Raw genomic sequence first — 13,531 nt, 5'->3', positions numbered from 1 at the left:
TGTACTTGTATTGTTCGGTATTATCAAAACAATCCTGTCGCAGACATGGCGGAAAGGCATCTGGTTTGCAGGAACAGGAACAGTACTTACCGTATTGGCGTTGCTACTTTGTGCCGGATGGAACAACACGGCTTATTATCCGTCCATCACCGACCTGCAAAGTTCGTTGACAATCCAGAACAGTTCGTCAAGCCTATTTACATTGAAAGTGATGAGTTACGTATCTATCCTCGTTCCATTCGTCCTGGCCTATATCTTTTATGCCTGGCGCTCGCTCGACCTGCATAAGATCGATGCAGAAGAAATGGAGCAAAAAGACGGGCACACCTACTAAAAGACACGGCATCCGTACGGGCGGTTCGCGAACCGCCCCCTGCAAGAAACAGGCCCCATAAAACAAAGGAAACGGCGAAGCTCACGCTTGGCCGTTTCTACATTTAACCGTTTTAAACAAAAAGAAAAAGTTAGTTAAGGCTTAGAATAAAATATCTTAAGTCTTTTCGCTTACAATATTTTGCTTCCATTAGGACAGCAAACAAATATATGTAATCCAACTCATCCTACGAACAATCAAGCTGCATTTTTTGCTATTTTTCACAGAACACAGATGCTTTTGTATTATCTTTGCAAACAAATATCCAAGGTATTCCTCTATGGCTGATTTTAACTTAAACATTTTAGGATGCGGTTCAGCGTTACCGACCACGCGGCATCTGGCAACTTCACAGGTGGTAGATTTAAGGGATAAATTATATATGATAGACTGTGGCGAAGGCACCCAGGTGCAGATGCGTAATATGCGTATCAAATTCAGCCGCCTGAACCATATATTCATCTCCCATCTGCACGGCGACCACTGTTTCGGTTTGCCCGGCCTGCTCTCTACTCTCGGTATGCTGGGACGTACCGGCGACCTGGTTATCCATGCCCCGAAAGAGATCGAAAACTATATGCGTCCTGTGCTCGATACCTTTTGCAAAGGAATGCCTTATGAAGTCCGCTTCAATCATATAGATACTCACAGCCATTCACTGATCATGGAAGACCGTTCCCTCTCGGTCTACTCCATTCCGCTGAAACACCGGATACCGACTTGTGGATTTTTGTTTGCCGAAAAGCCGAAAGAAGCACATATCATCCGCGAGATGACCGACTTCTACCAGGTGCCCGTCAGATGGATGAAAGACATCAAACAAGGGAAAGACTATATCACGCCGGAAGGTGAAATCATTCCCAACGCACGGCTGACACGTCCTTCGGTAGCCCCTAAACGATATGCCTATTGTTCAGATACAGCCTATTCACCTTCCATTATCCCGATTATCGAAGGAGTAGATCTTCTTTACCATGAAGCGACATTCATGGAAAGCGACAAGGCACGTGCCAAAGAGACATTCCATTCCACCGCCCGCCAGGCAGCGGAGATTGCTCTCAAGGCTGGTGTTAAGCGATTAGTTATCGGACATTATTCCGCGCGTTACGAAGATCTTGCCGCACTTCATAAGGAAGCCCAGGAAATATATCCCGACACCATTCTGGGAAACGAAGGCATGGTCCTTTCCATCTAATGATGCGGCTTTTCTCAAATAATAACGACTAAATATCACCCATATTCAAAATTATTCATACATTTGTACGAATTTAGGGTTTCGAATATGAGAATATTATTTTCCATCATTCTATTGATCAGCGTTTACGTTGGTAACTCGCTCACTGTGAAGGCACAGCAGGCGGCTGACTCGACGCGCGTTGCAGCGACAGCCCAACCCGTTGCAACACAAGCGAAACCCGACTCCGTTTCAATCAGCGCCTACGACAATAAGATCGTTGTAAAGAATGCTCCGATCGGAAGCAAACTCGAAATATACAGCGTCGTCGGTATCCGCGTAAAAGAATTTGAAATGAAACAACCGGACGGTGAATATACCGTAAACATTGCCAAAGGTTACTATATCATCCGCATCGGCGATACTGTTCGCAAAGTGGCTATCCGCTAAACAATCCTATTCCCGGCATACTACTCCGATAGCATATATTATGCTATCACAATGGCCTATATTATGATACTTTCAATACCTTGTAGTTTAATGATTTTAGTTGACTACTTTCTGTCTAATATGTAAAATAGGTTGACTCGGTTTATACTTAGCAATAAAAAGAGTTGTCCCTTCTGTTGGACAAGCAAAATAAAAAGGGGGCTTGCTTTCGCGGCAAGTCCCCTTCGGCTGATTTATTATATATATGTATAGGTTAAAAAGCGTAATCCAGACTTAGACCAAATACTTTATTGGTACGGCTATATACATTAGTTCCGGGAAGCCCCGTGCCATTGTAATTGTCCGATTTCTTTGTATAATCATGGTAGGTTGTCCACATATAACCCACGTTTAATGCCATCTTTTCGCTCAACATCACCTTGGCTCCGAAGCCTAGCGAGTAAGAGTCGCAGGAGAAACTAGTATCGGTCTGATATTTGTCCGACAAACCGTAATCTGTAATCTGGGCACCACCGCTAATAGTCAATCTCTTGATAACATCCCACTCGATACCCAGCAAATACTCGTTGGTTCCCCTTTCAAGTTCTTTCTGTTTTCCACCGGCCATGCCCGCTTTCTTATCATCGAAGAAGTGATACTCTACAGAAGCTTTCAACATGGGCAAAAACTGATAAGATGCAGCCACAGAAAGCATTGAAGGGATGTCGTTCGGCGTATTCACACCATGCTTGTAAGCACCGACCAAATCTTCCGCACTTTCGGGATAATCCAACTTCTTTGTATCGTTTTCGATATTCAGGTTCGTCTTGAACTCATATTTGGCACCGAAATTGAATTTACCATGTTTGATATCGACTCCAAGAACCGGCGTTAATCCCCAACCTGTCTGGTCGCAATCCAAAGCCAGCGCCATCAATTCTGCTCCGCCCAGATTTTGTTTTAGTTTTGCATTCAGATAACCGTCGTAGTTTCCTGAAAAATAATTCATTCGACCACCGGCAAAGGCTGAAAGCCAGTCCGTGATTTTGTATCCCAAACCAAGTTGTAGAGAATAAATAAACTGTTTACCATCCATCGCACTGTTAATAGTATACATTTCCGGAGTGACGATGGGACTCTGACCGCCTGTCTTTATATAGTTCATCAAGCTTTCCTGGAAGATACCGGCCATAGCAGCCGATTCAAACATAGGCAGACCGTCGTTAAACGAAGCCTTACCACCACCACCCGTGATGGCGAAGAATCCGGAAATAGTCCAGTCGCCTTTTTTGTAAGCCGCGAAAACACTCGGAATCACAGGAGCAGCCGCTTTTCCTTTGTAATACTTTTTGTAGGGAGTCTCTGCCACTGTTGGCTTCTGATTGACCGGGTCGAAACCATTGTATGTACCAAAAGAGGCATCAATATTTCTAGTCTGGAAAGCACTCTGGATACTCACACCTACGCGAAAACCATCTGTTGGCAAGAAAGAAAGACCCGCAGGGTTAGATAAAGCACCATCTATATCAATTGCAGCTCCTCGCGAAAGAGATCTCAGAAAGGCAGCATGCTGATTCGTATTTGTCAAATATCCACCAGCGAAAGAGAACAGTGGCAACATCATCAATGCCGCACCTAATAATACTTTTTTCTTCATATTTTACTATTCTTTATTACAAAAACAGCGACAAAGATAAAGACTTTTCCTTAACATTGCACACTTTTAACCAAAATGTGCGGCACATTTCCATTGTTTGTGTGCAATCTCTCTCCAAATCAAATAATTCAGAAAATCTATTTATCTTTGCAGCGCAAAGGAATGTTTCCTTTGCCGTGTGCTTGCTAAACCACGTATTAAAAACAAGAAAAGTATGAAACATCAAGAAGCCGCTTTGGTATGCTTCTCCGGTGGACAAGACTCCACGACCTGCCTTTTCTGGGCAAAGAAGCATTTTACACATGTAGAAGCCGTATGTTTTACTTACGGTCAGAAACACTCTCTCGAAATCGATATTGCACGGAAGATTGCTGCAGACGCCAATGTTCCGTTCCAGTTACTGGACGTTTCTCTGATCAGCCAACTGGCTCCCAACTCGCTAACGGACTCTTCTATCACGATGGACGAAGACAAACCCGCTGACAGTTATCCAAACACATTCGTCCCGGGCAGAAACATGGTATTCCTTACCTTTGCCGCTATTATGGCACGGAGCAAAGGTATCTTTCATCTCGTTACGGGCGTTTCGGAAGCCGATTTCAGCGGATACCCGGATTGCCGTGACACGTTTATCCGTTCGCTCAATGTGACGCTCAACCTGGCCATGGACGAACAGTTCGTGATCCACACACCGCTGATGGACCGCGACAAGAGCGAAGTATGGCAACTCTCCGACAAACTGGGTGTATTCGATCTGGTCCGCACGCAAACACTGACCTGCTACAACGGAGTCCCTGCTGATGGTTGCGGCCATTGCCCCGCTTGCAAGTTGCGCAAAGAAGGGCTGGAGAAATACCTTAAAAGGAAATTGACAGTCGACAAGTGACAGTAGACAGTTAATTCCTATTTCTGTAAAACATATATATTATTTTAATGTGACATTGAACTATCACTTATCAACTATCAACTCTAAAAATGGATACAAGAAAAGAAGAAAACGAACTGCACCTGCTGGGCGGTTCTACCGAATATAAACAGGACTATGCACCTGAAGTGCTCGAAGCATTCACTAACAAACATCCCGGCAACGATTACTGGGTGCGTTTCAACTGCCCTGAATTCACAAGCCTTTGCCCGATCACAGGACAACCGGACTTTGCCACGATACACATCGACTATATCCCTGATGTAAAGATGGTTGAAAGTAAAAGTTTGAAATTATACCTGTTCAGCTTCCGCAGCCACGGTGCTTTCCATGAAGACTGTGTAAACATTATCATGAAAGACCTGATCCAATTGATGGACCCGAAGTATATCGAAGTGACAGGAATTTTCACCCCACGGGGAGGCATCAGCATTTATCCGTATTGCAACTACGGACGACCGGGAACAAAATACGAAGCTTTGGCCGAAAAACGCCTTTTTTGTCATAATCAATAAGTCAGTTTTTTAGGTAAACTGATTACAACGTGGCAAATAATTACGTAGCTTTGCAATTACTTAATTGTAAACCTAAAATTATTTAGACCATGAGAAAGAAAGACATTACTATCAAGACTGTACTGGCCGCAATGGCTTGTACAGCTTGTGTTAATCTAAGTGCACAACAGAAAGAGTATCCGCAACCCGAAAAGATGACCCCGGGCATGTCGGAATACTGGACTCCCCAGCCCAAGATCGTAACACCGGGAGATATCAAAACCAATTCGGCTCCATCGGATGCAATCGTCTTGTTCGACGGCAAAGATCTCTCTGCCTGGGAAAGCACTAAAGGCGAACCGGCACAATGGACCGTTCACGACGGTGTATTCACTGTAAACAAAAAAACAGGCGATATCCAGACCAAGCAAAAATTCAACAATTACCAGCTGCACATCGAATGGTGCGTTCCTGAAAATATCACCGGAAAAAGCCAGGCACGCGGCAACAGCGGTATCTTTATGCAAGGAATGTACGAAGTACAGGTGCTCGACTGCTATAACAATGAAACATACGTGAACGGACAGACCGGAAGTATCTACAAACAGACACCTCCATTGGCAAACGCCATGCGCAAGCCAGGAGAATGGAACGTATACGATATTATCTACACTGCTCCGATATTCAAGGAAGACGGAACTTATCGCGTACCTCCGCGTATCACTGTTATCCAGAATGGTATCGTTTTACAGAATAACACGACAATCCTCGGAACAACCGAATATATCGGTTTCCCGAAAGTCGTTCCTCACGGAGCCGGTCCGATTGTCCTGCAAAGCCATGGCGACCCCAGCGAACCGATCAGCTTCCGGAATATCTGGCTGAGAGAAATGTAAGAAATAACAGGTAAAGTGTTTAACATTATGAAAACAAATTATTTATCGGGCATATTGTCACTTTTATTTTGTGTGGTCGGACTCACCAACTGCAACGATCATCTCGTGAACCCCAATGAAAAAGACCCGGAAGGAGGCGGAGGAGAAGGGACGGAAGCCTGGATGGACAGTATACCGGACGGTAGTTTTTTCGGAAGGGCAAACACTTTACGTCTGTACTATATCGATGAGAAAGGGAACAGCCTGATCAACCCGGATGACCCGAATACTTATCCCGTGTCATGGAGCAATAAACTGGAAAATCCCATCGAACGCACCAATGACCGGCAGGCAGACCTCGGCACCGACATCATACGCTACAACGGCAATCATAACTGGATTTATCTCGACGAAGGGGAAAACCTGTATTATTGCACATTGAGCGCGTATGGCGACGAGAGACACAGCACCTATACATTTCCTATCTATGTAAACGGCGATACCGACCAACTGGATGTCACCTATAAATACACAGACAAAGATGTGATCGGCGGTAAATACTACGCCAAAATAGTCTCTTGGAAATATAACGGTACACATATCTATTCGGACGACGACGAACACGATAAAAAAGTATTCATCCGAAAATCCGAAGGTAAAACGACTGTTTCCTTCGAACGATAAACAAATATGAACTTTAACAATACACAAAGGCAGGCCGTTAAGACCTGCCTTTTTCATTATCCCGTTTATCGGCAAAATCCCCGCTTTCGTCTATGAACCAACCTTCTATTTCTATTCTAATTGTATAGGAATGTAATGCAAAGTAGTTTTGCTTCAGAAAATAAAGGTAAAAAGATTGTTTAGGTCGCAAAACGAAAGCATTATGAAACAAGTATCTCTAATCATCCTCTCCTGCCTGCTTCTTCTGCCTGCCGGAATGAAAGCGGAGGACGACATGCCGAAGCAGTGGAAGCTTCGCGACTGTATCGATTATGCATTGGAGCATAACATCACCATTCGTCGTAACCGCATCAATGTCGAAAGCACGCAGGAAGACGTAAAGACAGCGAAAGCGGATTTTCTCCCCTCTTTGAGCGGAAACGTCAGCCAGCGTATCGTAAACCGTCCGAACAGTGCCAGCGGAACCATTATCAGTGGTGATAACATCACGACCAGTGAGAGCAAAACCTCGTACAACGGTAGCTACGGTATCGATGCCAACTGGACAGTCTACAACGGAAGCAAGCGCGTGAACACTGTCAAACAACAACAGTTGAACACCCGCATGGCCGAACTTACCGTCGACCAGAGTGAAAACTCCATCGAGGAAAGTATCACCCAGCTGTACGTACAAATACTGTATTCTGCCGAAGCAGTAAAAGTGAACGAATCGACTCTGGAAGTAAGCCGGAAAGAGTTCGAACGCGGACAGGCATTATTCGACGCCGGAAGTATCGCATCGAGCGACCTTGCCCAACTGGAAGCACAGGTGAGCAACGACAACTACCAGCTGGTGACTTCACAGACCACCCTGCAGAACTACAAACTGCAAATGAAGCAGCTCCTCGAGTTGGACGGCGATTTCGAAATGAACCTTTACCTGCCACAACTGGATGACAGCAGCGTACTGATCCCGCTTCCCACCAAAGACGATGTTTATCAGACCGCTCTTAATCTGCGTCCCGAAATAGAGTCTGGAAAACTGAATATAGAAGCCTCGGATATGAATATCAAGATTGCACGTGCCGGATACATCCCGACCCTCAGCCTCAGCGCAGGAATCGGAACAACCAATGCCAACGGTAGTGATTTCAGTTTCAGCGAGCAAGTAAAACAAAACTGGAACAACTCACTGGGGTTGACTTTAAGCATCCCTATTTTCGACAAGCGACAGACCAAAAGTGCGATCAATAAGGCTAAACTACAACGACAGACCAGCCAACTGGACCTGATGGATGAACAGAAAACGCTTTACAAGACGATCGAAAGTCTTTGGCTCAGTGCCAACAGCGCACAACAGCAATATGTTGCGGCCACCCAAAAGCTGAAAAGTACACAGGCCAGCTACGCCCTCGTCAGCGAACAGTTCAACCTGGGCATGAAGAACACCGTCGAGTTGCTCACCGAAAAGAACAACCTGCTGAGTGCACAACAGGAAACGCTCCAGGCCAAATACACAGCTATACTCAATGCCGGATTGCTACGCTTCTACCAGGGAGAAGAGATCAATCTGCTCTAAGTAAATATCCAGGAACGAATAAAAACAGATAAAGATATGAACAAGAAACTTATTATCGGTATAATAGCCGTGGTGGTCGTAGCCGGAGGCATCTGGTTCTTCACCGGCAAACCGACAAAAGGCGGGATCAGGCTCGAAACAGCCAAAGTGGGGCGCAGCTCCATCTCAAACACAGTGACGGCAACCGGAACAGTTGAGCCGGTTACAGAAGTCGAAGTCGGTACACAGGTGTCCGGTATCATCGACAAGCTGTACGCTGACTACAACGACGTAGTGAAAGCCGGACAACTGATCGCAGAAATGGATAAAGTCAACCTGAAGGCTGAACTCGCTTCCGCCCAGGCACAGTTGGCCAGCAGCAAGAGCGAATATGAATACCAACAGAAAAATTATGCACGTAGCAAAGTGCTTTTCGACAAAAAACTGATTAGCGATTCTGATTACGAAACAGCCACTTACAATTACGAGAAGTCGAAAGCTGCTTACGAGCAAAGTCAGGCTTCCATGGTAAAAGTGAATCGTAACCTCGAATACGCGACCATCACCAGCCCGATCGACGGTGTTGTCATCAACCGTGCTGTAGAAGAAGGACAGACCGTAGCTGCCGGCTTCGAAACCCCGACTCTGTTCACCATCGCAGCCGACCTGACGAAGATGCAGGTGATTGCCGACGTGGATGAAGCCGATATAGGCAATGTAGAAAACGGACAGCGCGTCAGCTTTACCGTCGACGCTTACCCAAACGACGTATTCGAAGGAACAGTATGGCAGATCCGCCTGGGTGACAGCAGCAGTAGTAGCAGTAGTTCGTCGACTTCCACTTCAACCGTCGTGACTTACGAAGTGGTTATCACCGCCGATAATCCCGACCTGAAACTGAAACCGCGCTTGACAGCCAATATCACCATCTACACGCTCGAGCGTGAAAATGTGCTGACAATCCCGACCAAATCGTTGCGTTTCGTTCCCGAAGAAGAACTCTTGATGGGCACCGGTCTGACCGCCGACAACAGTGCACAGGAAGCACCAACTGGCAAACGTATCGTCTGGGCTAAAGAAGGACAACAACTCCATCCGAAAGTGATCACCGTAGGTTCAACCAGCGGTAATATGATCGAAGTGACCGAAGGATTGACCGAAGGTGAAGAAATAGCTGTAGATCTGACTTCCGATGCTCCTGCTCAGGCAGCAGCTACAACAGAGAAGAGCCCGTTCATGCCAGGCCCTCCGGGAGGAAACAAGAAGAAATAATTGACAATGGAGAATTGACAATTGACAATTAATAGACAGATGTAATGAAAGAGATCATCAAACTAGATAATATCAAGCGCGATTTCCAGGTCGGCGACGAAACCGTCCATGCTTTGCGAGGCGTCAGCTTCACAATTTACGAAGGCGAGTTCGTCACCATCATGGGAACCTCCGGCTCGGGGAAAAGTACGCTGCTGAATACGTTGGGATGTCTCGACACACCGACCAAAGGCGAATACTACCTCGATGGCGTTTCAGTCCGTACGATGGGAAAGAACGCCCGCGCTACACTACGAAACCGCAAGATCGGCTTTGTATTCCAGAGCTACAACCTGTTGCCCAAAACAACAGCTGTTGAAAATGTGGAACTTCCGCTGATGTATAATCCCTCTTACAGTGCCTCCGCCCGCCATCAGAAAGCCGTCGAAGCCTTGATGGCAGTCGGACTGGGCGACCGTCTGATGCACAAGAGCAATCAGATGTCCGGCGGACAGATGCAACGTGTAGCCATCGCCCGTGCCCTGGTGAACGATCCGGCCGTGATCCTGGCCGACGAAGCAACCGGAAACCTGGATACACGCACGTCATTCGAGATACTGGTACTTTTCCAGAAGCTGCACGCCGAAGGACGTACCATCATCTTCGTAACGCATAACCCGGAGATCGCCCAATACAGCAGCCGCAACATCCAGTTGAGAGACGGCCATGTCACGGCAGATACGGTCAACACAAATATCCTGAATGCGGCAGAGGCCCTGGCCAAACTGCCTAAAAACGACGATTAATAATTATTCAATTTGCCAATATGCCAATGTGCCAATAAAAGGAAGACAACACATTGCCCTCATTGGCATATTAGCATATTGACACATTAGCACATTATTTATAATGAACGGAACAAACCTCATAAAAATAGCTCTCCGTGCCCTTGCCAACAACAAAATGCGCGGCTTCCTGACCATGCTCGGCATCATCATCGGCGTAGCTTCCGTGATCACGATGCTGGCCATCGGGCAAGGCTCCAAGCGGAGCATACAAGCCCAGATCAGCGAGATGGGTTCCAACATGATCATGATACATCCGGGAGCTGACGTGCGTGGCGGTGTACGCCAGGATGCATCGGCCATGGAAACGCTGAAGCTGGAGGATTACCAGAACATTGTCGATGAAACCCGTTACATATCAGCGGTTTCTCCATCGGTCAACAGCAGCGGACAAGCCATTTATGGAGCCAATAATGCTCCGACAACGGTTTACGGTATCAGCCCGGATTACCTGGAAATACGACGTTACAAAGTTGGTGACGGAGAAATGTTCACCGAACAGGACATTCAGACAGCTGCCAAGGTATGCGTGGTCGGCAAAACCGTAGTCGACAATCTTTTCACCAATGGCGAAAGCCCCGTAGGCAAAGTCATTCGTTTTCAGAAATTACCTTTCCGCATCGTAGGTGTATTGGAAAGTAAAGGATACAACAGCATGGGAATGGACCAGGACGACCTAATCTTAGCTCCATACACAACTATTCAGAAAAAAGTCCTGGCCATCACCCATCTGCAAGGCATCACCTGTTCGGCCCTCAAAGAGGAATACACCGACCAGGCCATCGATGAGATTACCGAAATACTGCGCCGCAACCATAAGTTGAAGGAAAGTGACGATGATGATTTTACCATCCGTAGTCAGCAGGAGTTGAGCACGATGTTGACAAGCACTACGGACATGATGACCGTGCTGTTGGCGGCTGTGGCCGGTATTTCGTTACTCGTTGGTGGAATTGGAATTATGAACATCATGTACGTCAGCGTCACGGAACGTACCCGTGAGATCGGCCTCCGCATGAGTATCGGAGCCAAAGGAATCGACATCCTGGCGCAGTTCCTCATCGAGTCTATCTTGATCAGCGTAACAGGCGGACTGATAGGCGTGGTACTGGGCGTTGGGGCAGCTCTGGTCGTCAATGCGGTAGCTCACTTCCCTATCTATATACAACCGTGGAGTGTGATGCTGTCGTTTGCCGTCTGTACCGTCACCGGAGTATTCTTCGGATGGTATCCGGCTAAAAAAGCAGCCCAGCTCGACCCGATCGAGGCGATACGGTATGAATAATTAATTAAATTAATACCTTTGTGATTATGAAAACAGAAGGAACAATGCAAACACATGTGGCACCTCCGTTCAAAGGAATGGGCAGCCTTATACATATCGTTGCCTGGGGAATCCTGATCGGCCTGCCTTTTTTCTTTACGGGCCGGGAGACGCAGGAAGTAACCGTGGAAAGTTACGTGCGATCCATTATTGTTCCGATCTCTTTCATGATCGTGTTCTATGTGAATTACTTCTTTCTGGTGAAGTATTTCCTGTACACCAAACACGGCTGGAAGTTTTTCCTCAGCAACGTGATTCTGATTGCAACCGCCATGATACTCGTACATCTGCTGATGCATCTCTTGCCGCCACCGGAATTTCATCGCCCGCGCCCGGCAAAAGAATTACAGGAAGTCATCGGCTTCTTCATCGTCAACGCGATGCTTTATGCCCTGGTGGCCGGCCTGAGCGTCGCCATCAAGATGACGAGCGGCTGGTATCAGGTGGAGTCGGCACGCCGTGAACTGGAAAAGAGCCGTGCCGAAGCCGAACTGCAAAACCTGAAAAGCCAGTTGAACCCGCACTTCCTGTTCAACACACTGAATAACATCTACAGCCTGATCGCTTTCAGTCCCGAACGGGCACAGGAAGCCGTGCACGACCTGAGCCGCCTGCTCCGTTACGTACTCTACGAAAGCAGCCAACAGCTCGTCCTATTGGAAAAGGAACTCGACTTCATCCGCAATTATGTGGAACTGATGCGTATCCGTCTGCCGGAAAATGTGGAACTGAAAACAGAAATATCCGCCGTCAGTCCGGATGCCGAAATAGCCCCGCTCCTGTTCATTTCGCTGATCGAGAATGCCTTCAAGCATGGCGTAAGTAATAACAAATCGTCGTACATCCATCTGGATATCCACCAGACCGGCGACCTTGTTGTCTGCTACCTGCGTAATAGTTATTTCCCCAAAGATGCCGAACAGGATAAAAGCGGCTCGGGCATAGGCATCAGCAACCTGCGAAAACGGTTGGCCCTGCTCTATCCCAACCGGCATATCTTCTCATGCGGAATAGAAGGCGACAGCTATTACAGCATGTTGGAACTGCAACTCGGAAGCGAACCTAAAAACGAAAGCGTATGAAACTGACCTGTGCTATCATCGACGACGAACCACTGGCAATCAGTCTGCTGGAAAGTTATGTAAACAAGACCCCTTTCCTCGAGCTGGCGGGAAAATACAACAGTGCCGTCAACGCACTCCCGATCCTAAGCAAGGAGCCGGTCGACCTGCTTCTCCTCGACATCCAAATGCCTGAGTTGAACGGCATGGAGTTTTCGCGCATCCTGGAGGCAGATACGCGGATCATCTTCACCACCGCTTTCAGTCAATACGCACTCGACAGTTATAAAGTAAACGCACTCGATTACCTATTGAAGCCGATCAGTTATCCCGATTTCCTGAAGTCGGCTAACAAGGCACTACAATGGTACGAATTACTGCGGAATAGCACGACAGAACCGTCGGTCGCCCCACCCGCACAAGAGAAGAACGAAATCGAAAGTATCTTCGTCAAAACGGAATACAAACTGATGCAGATTGAATTGCGTAAAATCCAGTATATCGAAGGATTGAAAGATTATGTCAAGATATTTGTAGAAGGTGAACCGCATCCCATCCTCTCCCTCGTAAGCATGAAAACAATGGAAGATATGTTGCCTGCGAACCGCTTTATCCGCGTGCATCGCTCCTTCATCGTCCAGCCGGAAAAGATCAAAGTGATCGAACGCAACCGCATTGTCTTCGGTAAAGAATACATCCCGATCTCCGACAACTACAAGCAGAAATTCATGGATTTCCTCGCACAGAGATCGCTACTGCCTTGAACTTTTGGTTACTTTTCTTTCAAGAGAAAAGTAACATTCAAATCTCGTCAATTAGTGAGTCTGATTGAATATCTCTTTGATTTTGTTGCGTAAACTATCAATTGAAGAAACTCCATCTTCATAAATCACTTTTTGAAT

General features: G+C 46.8%; 14 protein-coding genes. 13 read left to right on the top strand and 1 reads right to left on the bottom strand.

Translation table 11 applies throughout. The annotated features are described in order from the left end of the window. The 3 genes from QZ076_RS20765 to QZ076_RS20755 all read left to right on the top strand — a co-directional run. On the top strand, positions 1 to 334 hold a 334-nt coding region (locus QZ076_RS20765), incomplete at its 5' end, for a cytochrome d ubiquinol oxidase subunit II (protein WP_293716980.1). 319 nt (positions 335 to 653) lie between these two features. After that, positions 654 to 1,568, top strand: coding sequence for a ribonuclease Z (locus QZ076_RS20760; RefSeq protein ID WP_293716978.1), 915 nt, complete (start codon positions 654 to 656; stop codon positions 1,566 to 1,568). 87 nt (positions 1,569 to 1,655) lie between these two features. Beyond that, positions 1,656 to 1,997 (top strand): hypothetical protein, encoded by a 342-nt coding sequence (locus QZ076_RS20755; RefSeq protein ID WP_293716976.1) that lies wholly within the window; start codon positions 1,656 to 1,658, stop codon positions 1,995 to 1,997. A 253-nt stretch (positions 1,998 to 2,250) separates the two neighbouring features. Here QZ076_RS20755 and QZ076_RS20750 read toward each other — a convergent pair whose 3' ends face one another. After that, a complete protein-coding gene (locus tag QZ076_RS20750) occupies positions 2,251 to 3,633 on the bottom strand; it encodes a hypothetical protein (protein WP_293716974.1) in 1,383 nt (460 codons plus the stop codon). A gap of 214 nt (positions 3,634 to 3,847) precedes the next feature. Here QZ076_RS20750 and queC point away from each other — a divergent pair, with 214 nt between their 5' ends. From queC to QZ076_RS20700, 10 genes are all read left to right on the top strand, one after another. Beyond that, on the top strand, positions 3,848 to 4,519 hold the full coding sequence (gene queC / locus QZ076_RS20745) for a 7-cyano-7-deazaguanine synthase QueC (RefSeq protein ID WP_293716972.1): 672 nt from the start codon (positions 3,848 to 3,850) through the stop codon (positions 4,517 to 4,519). Between the two features lie 89 nt (positions 4,520 to 4,608). Next, positions 4,609 to 5,073, top strand: a complete 465-nt coding sequence (gene queF / locus QZ076_RS20740; protein ID WP_075559093.1) for a preQ(1) synthase — start codon at positions 4,609 to 4,611, stop codon at positions 5,071 to 5,073. A gap of 89 nt (positions 5,074 to 5,162) precedes the next feature. Then, a complete protein-coding gene (locus QZ076_RS20735; protein ID WP_293716970.1) occupies positions 5,163 to 5,948 on the top strand; it encodes a DUF1080 domain-containing protein in 786 nt (261 codons plus the stop codon). Positions 5,949 to 5,975: 27 nt separating this feature from the next. Then, positions 5,976 to 6,611, top strand: a complete 636-nt coding sequence (locus QZ076_RS20730; RefSeq protein WP_293716968.1) for a hypothetical protein — start codon at positions 5,976 to 5,978, stop codon at positions 6,609 to 6,611. A 202-nt stretch (positions 6,612 to 6,813) separates the two neighbouring features. Then, on the top strand, positions 6,814 to 8,169 hold the full coding sequence (locus QZ076_RS20725) for a TolC family protein (RefSeq protein WP_293716966.1): 1,356 nt from the start codon (positions 6,814 to 6,816) through the stop codon (positions 8,167 to 8,169). Between the two features lie 36 nt (positions 8,170 to 8,205). Beyond that, a complete protein-coding gene (locus QZ076_RS20720; RefSeq protein WP_293716964.1) occupies positions 8,206 to 9,420 on the top strand; it encodes an efflux RND transporter periplasmic adaptor subunit in 1,215 nt (404 codons plus the stop codon). 44 nt (positions 9,421 to 9,464) lie between these two features. After that, complete coding sequence (locus tag QZ076_RS20715; RefSeq protein ID WP_075560142.1) at positions 9,465 to 10,205, top strand: ABC transporter ATP-binding protein; 741 nt, start codon at positions 9,465 to 9,467, stop codon at positions 10,203 to 10,205. Between the two features lie 103 nt (positions 10,206 to 10,308). Beyond that, positions 10,309 to 11,529, top strand: coding sequence for an ABC transporter permease (locus tag QZ076_RS20710; RefSeq protein WP_293716961.1), 1,221 nt, complete (start codon positions 10,309 to 10,311; stop codon positions 11,527 to 11,529). A gap of 26 nt (positions 11,530 to 11,555) precedes the next feature. After that, positions 11,556 to 12,650, top strand: a complete 1,095-nt coding sequence (locus tag QZ076_RS20705) for a sensor histidine kinase (protein ID WP_293716959.1) — start codon at positions 11,556 to 11,558, stop codon at positions 12,648 to 12,650. Beyond that, on the top strand, positions 12,647 to 13,393 hold the full coding sequence (locus QZ076_RS20700; RefSeq protein WP_293716957.1) for a LytTR family DNA-binding domain-containing protein: 747 nt from the start codon (positions 12,647 to 12,649) through the stop codon (positions 13,391 to 13,393). The genes QZ076_RS20705 and QZ076_RS20700 overlap by 4 nt, the downstream gene beginning before the upstream one ends. The last annotated feature ends 138 nt before the right edge of the window (positions 13,394 to 13,531 follow it).

It is taken from the genome of uncultured Parabacteroides sp. (assembly GCF_905196875.1).
Classification (GTDB): domain Bacteria; phylum Bacteroidota; class Bacteroidia; order Bacteroidales; family Tannerellaceae; genus Parabacteroides.
Note: the sequence above shows the minus strand (reverse complement) of the source record. Positions and strands in the feature narration are given on the sequence as shown.

What these genes read in the sequence shown, in the direction of transcription:
- QZ076_RS20730 (WP_293716968.1), top strand. Translation starts at nt 5,976, where the DNA reads ATGAAAACAAATTATTTATCGGGCATATTGTCACTTTTATTTTGTGTG.
- QZ076_RS20760 (WP_293716978.1), top strand. Translation starts at nt 654, where the DNA reads ATGGCTGATTTTAACTTAAACATTTTAGGATGCGGTTCAGCGTTACCG.
- QZ076_RS20710 (WP_293716961.1), top strand. Translation starts at nt 10,309, where the DNA reads ATGAACGGAACAAACCTCATAAAAATAGCTCTCCGTGCCCTTGCCAAC.
- QZ076_RS20720 (WP_293716964.1), top strand. Translation starts at nt 8,206, where the DNA reads ATGAACAAGAAACTTATTATCGGTATAATAGCCGTGGTGGTCGTAGCC.
- QZ076_RS20725 (WP_293716966.1), top strand. Translation starts at nt 6,814, where the DNA reads ATGAAACAAGTATCTCTAATCATCCTCTCCTGCCTGCTTCTTCTGCCT.
- QZ076_RS20700 (WP_293716957.1), top strand. Translation starts at nt 12,647, where the DNA reads ATGAAACTGACCTGTGCTATCATCGACGACGAACCACTGGCAATCAGT.
- queC (WP_293716972.1), top strand. Translation starts at nt 3,848, where the DNA reads ATGAAACATCAAGAAGCCGCTTTGGTATGCTTCTCCGGTGGACAAGAC.
- queF (WP_075559093.1), top strand. Translation starts at nt 4,609, where the DNA reads ATGGATACAAGAAAAGAAGAAAACGAACTGCACCTGCTGGGCGGTTCT.
- QZ076_RS20750 (WP_293716974.1), bottom strand. Translation starts at nt 3,633, where the DNA reads ATGAAGAAAAAAGTATTATTAGGTGCGGCATTGATGATGTTGCCACTG.
- QZ076_RS20755 (WP_293716976.1), top strand. Translation starts at nt 1,656, where the DNA reads ATGAGAATATTATTTTCCATCATTCTATTGATCAGCGTTTACGTTGGT.
- QZ076_RS20715 (WP_075560142.1), top strand. Translation starts at nt 9,465, where the DNA reads ATGAAAGAGATCATCAAACTAGATAATATCAAGCGCGATTTCCAGGTC.
- QZ076_RS20735 (WP_293716970.1), top strand. Translation starts at nt 5,163, where the DNA reads ATGAGAAAGAAAGACATTACTATCAAGACTGTACTGGCCGCAATGGCT.
- QZ076_RS20705 (WP_293716959.1), top strand. Translation starts at nt 11,556, where the DNA reads ATGAAAACAGAAGGAACAATGCAAACACATGTGGCACCTCCGTTCAAA.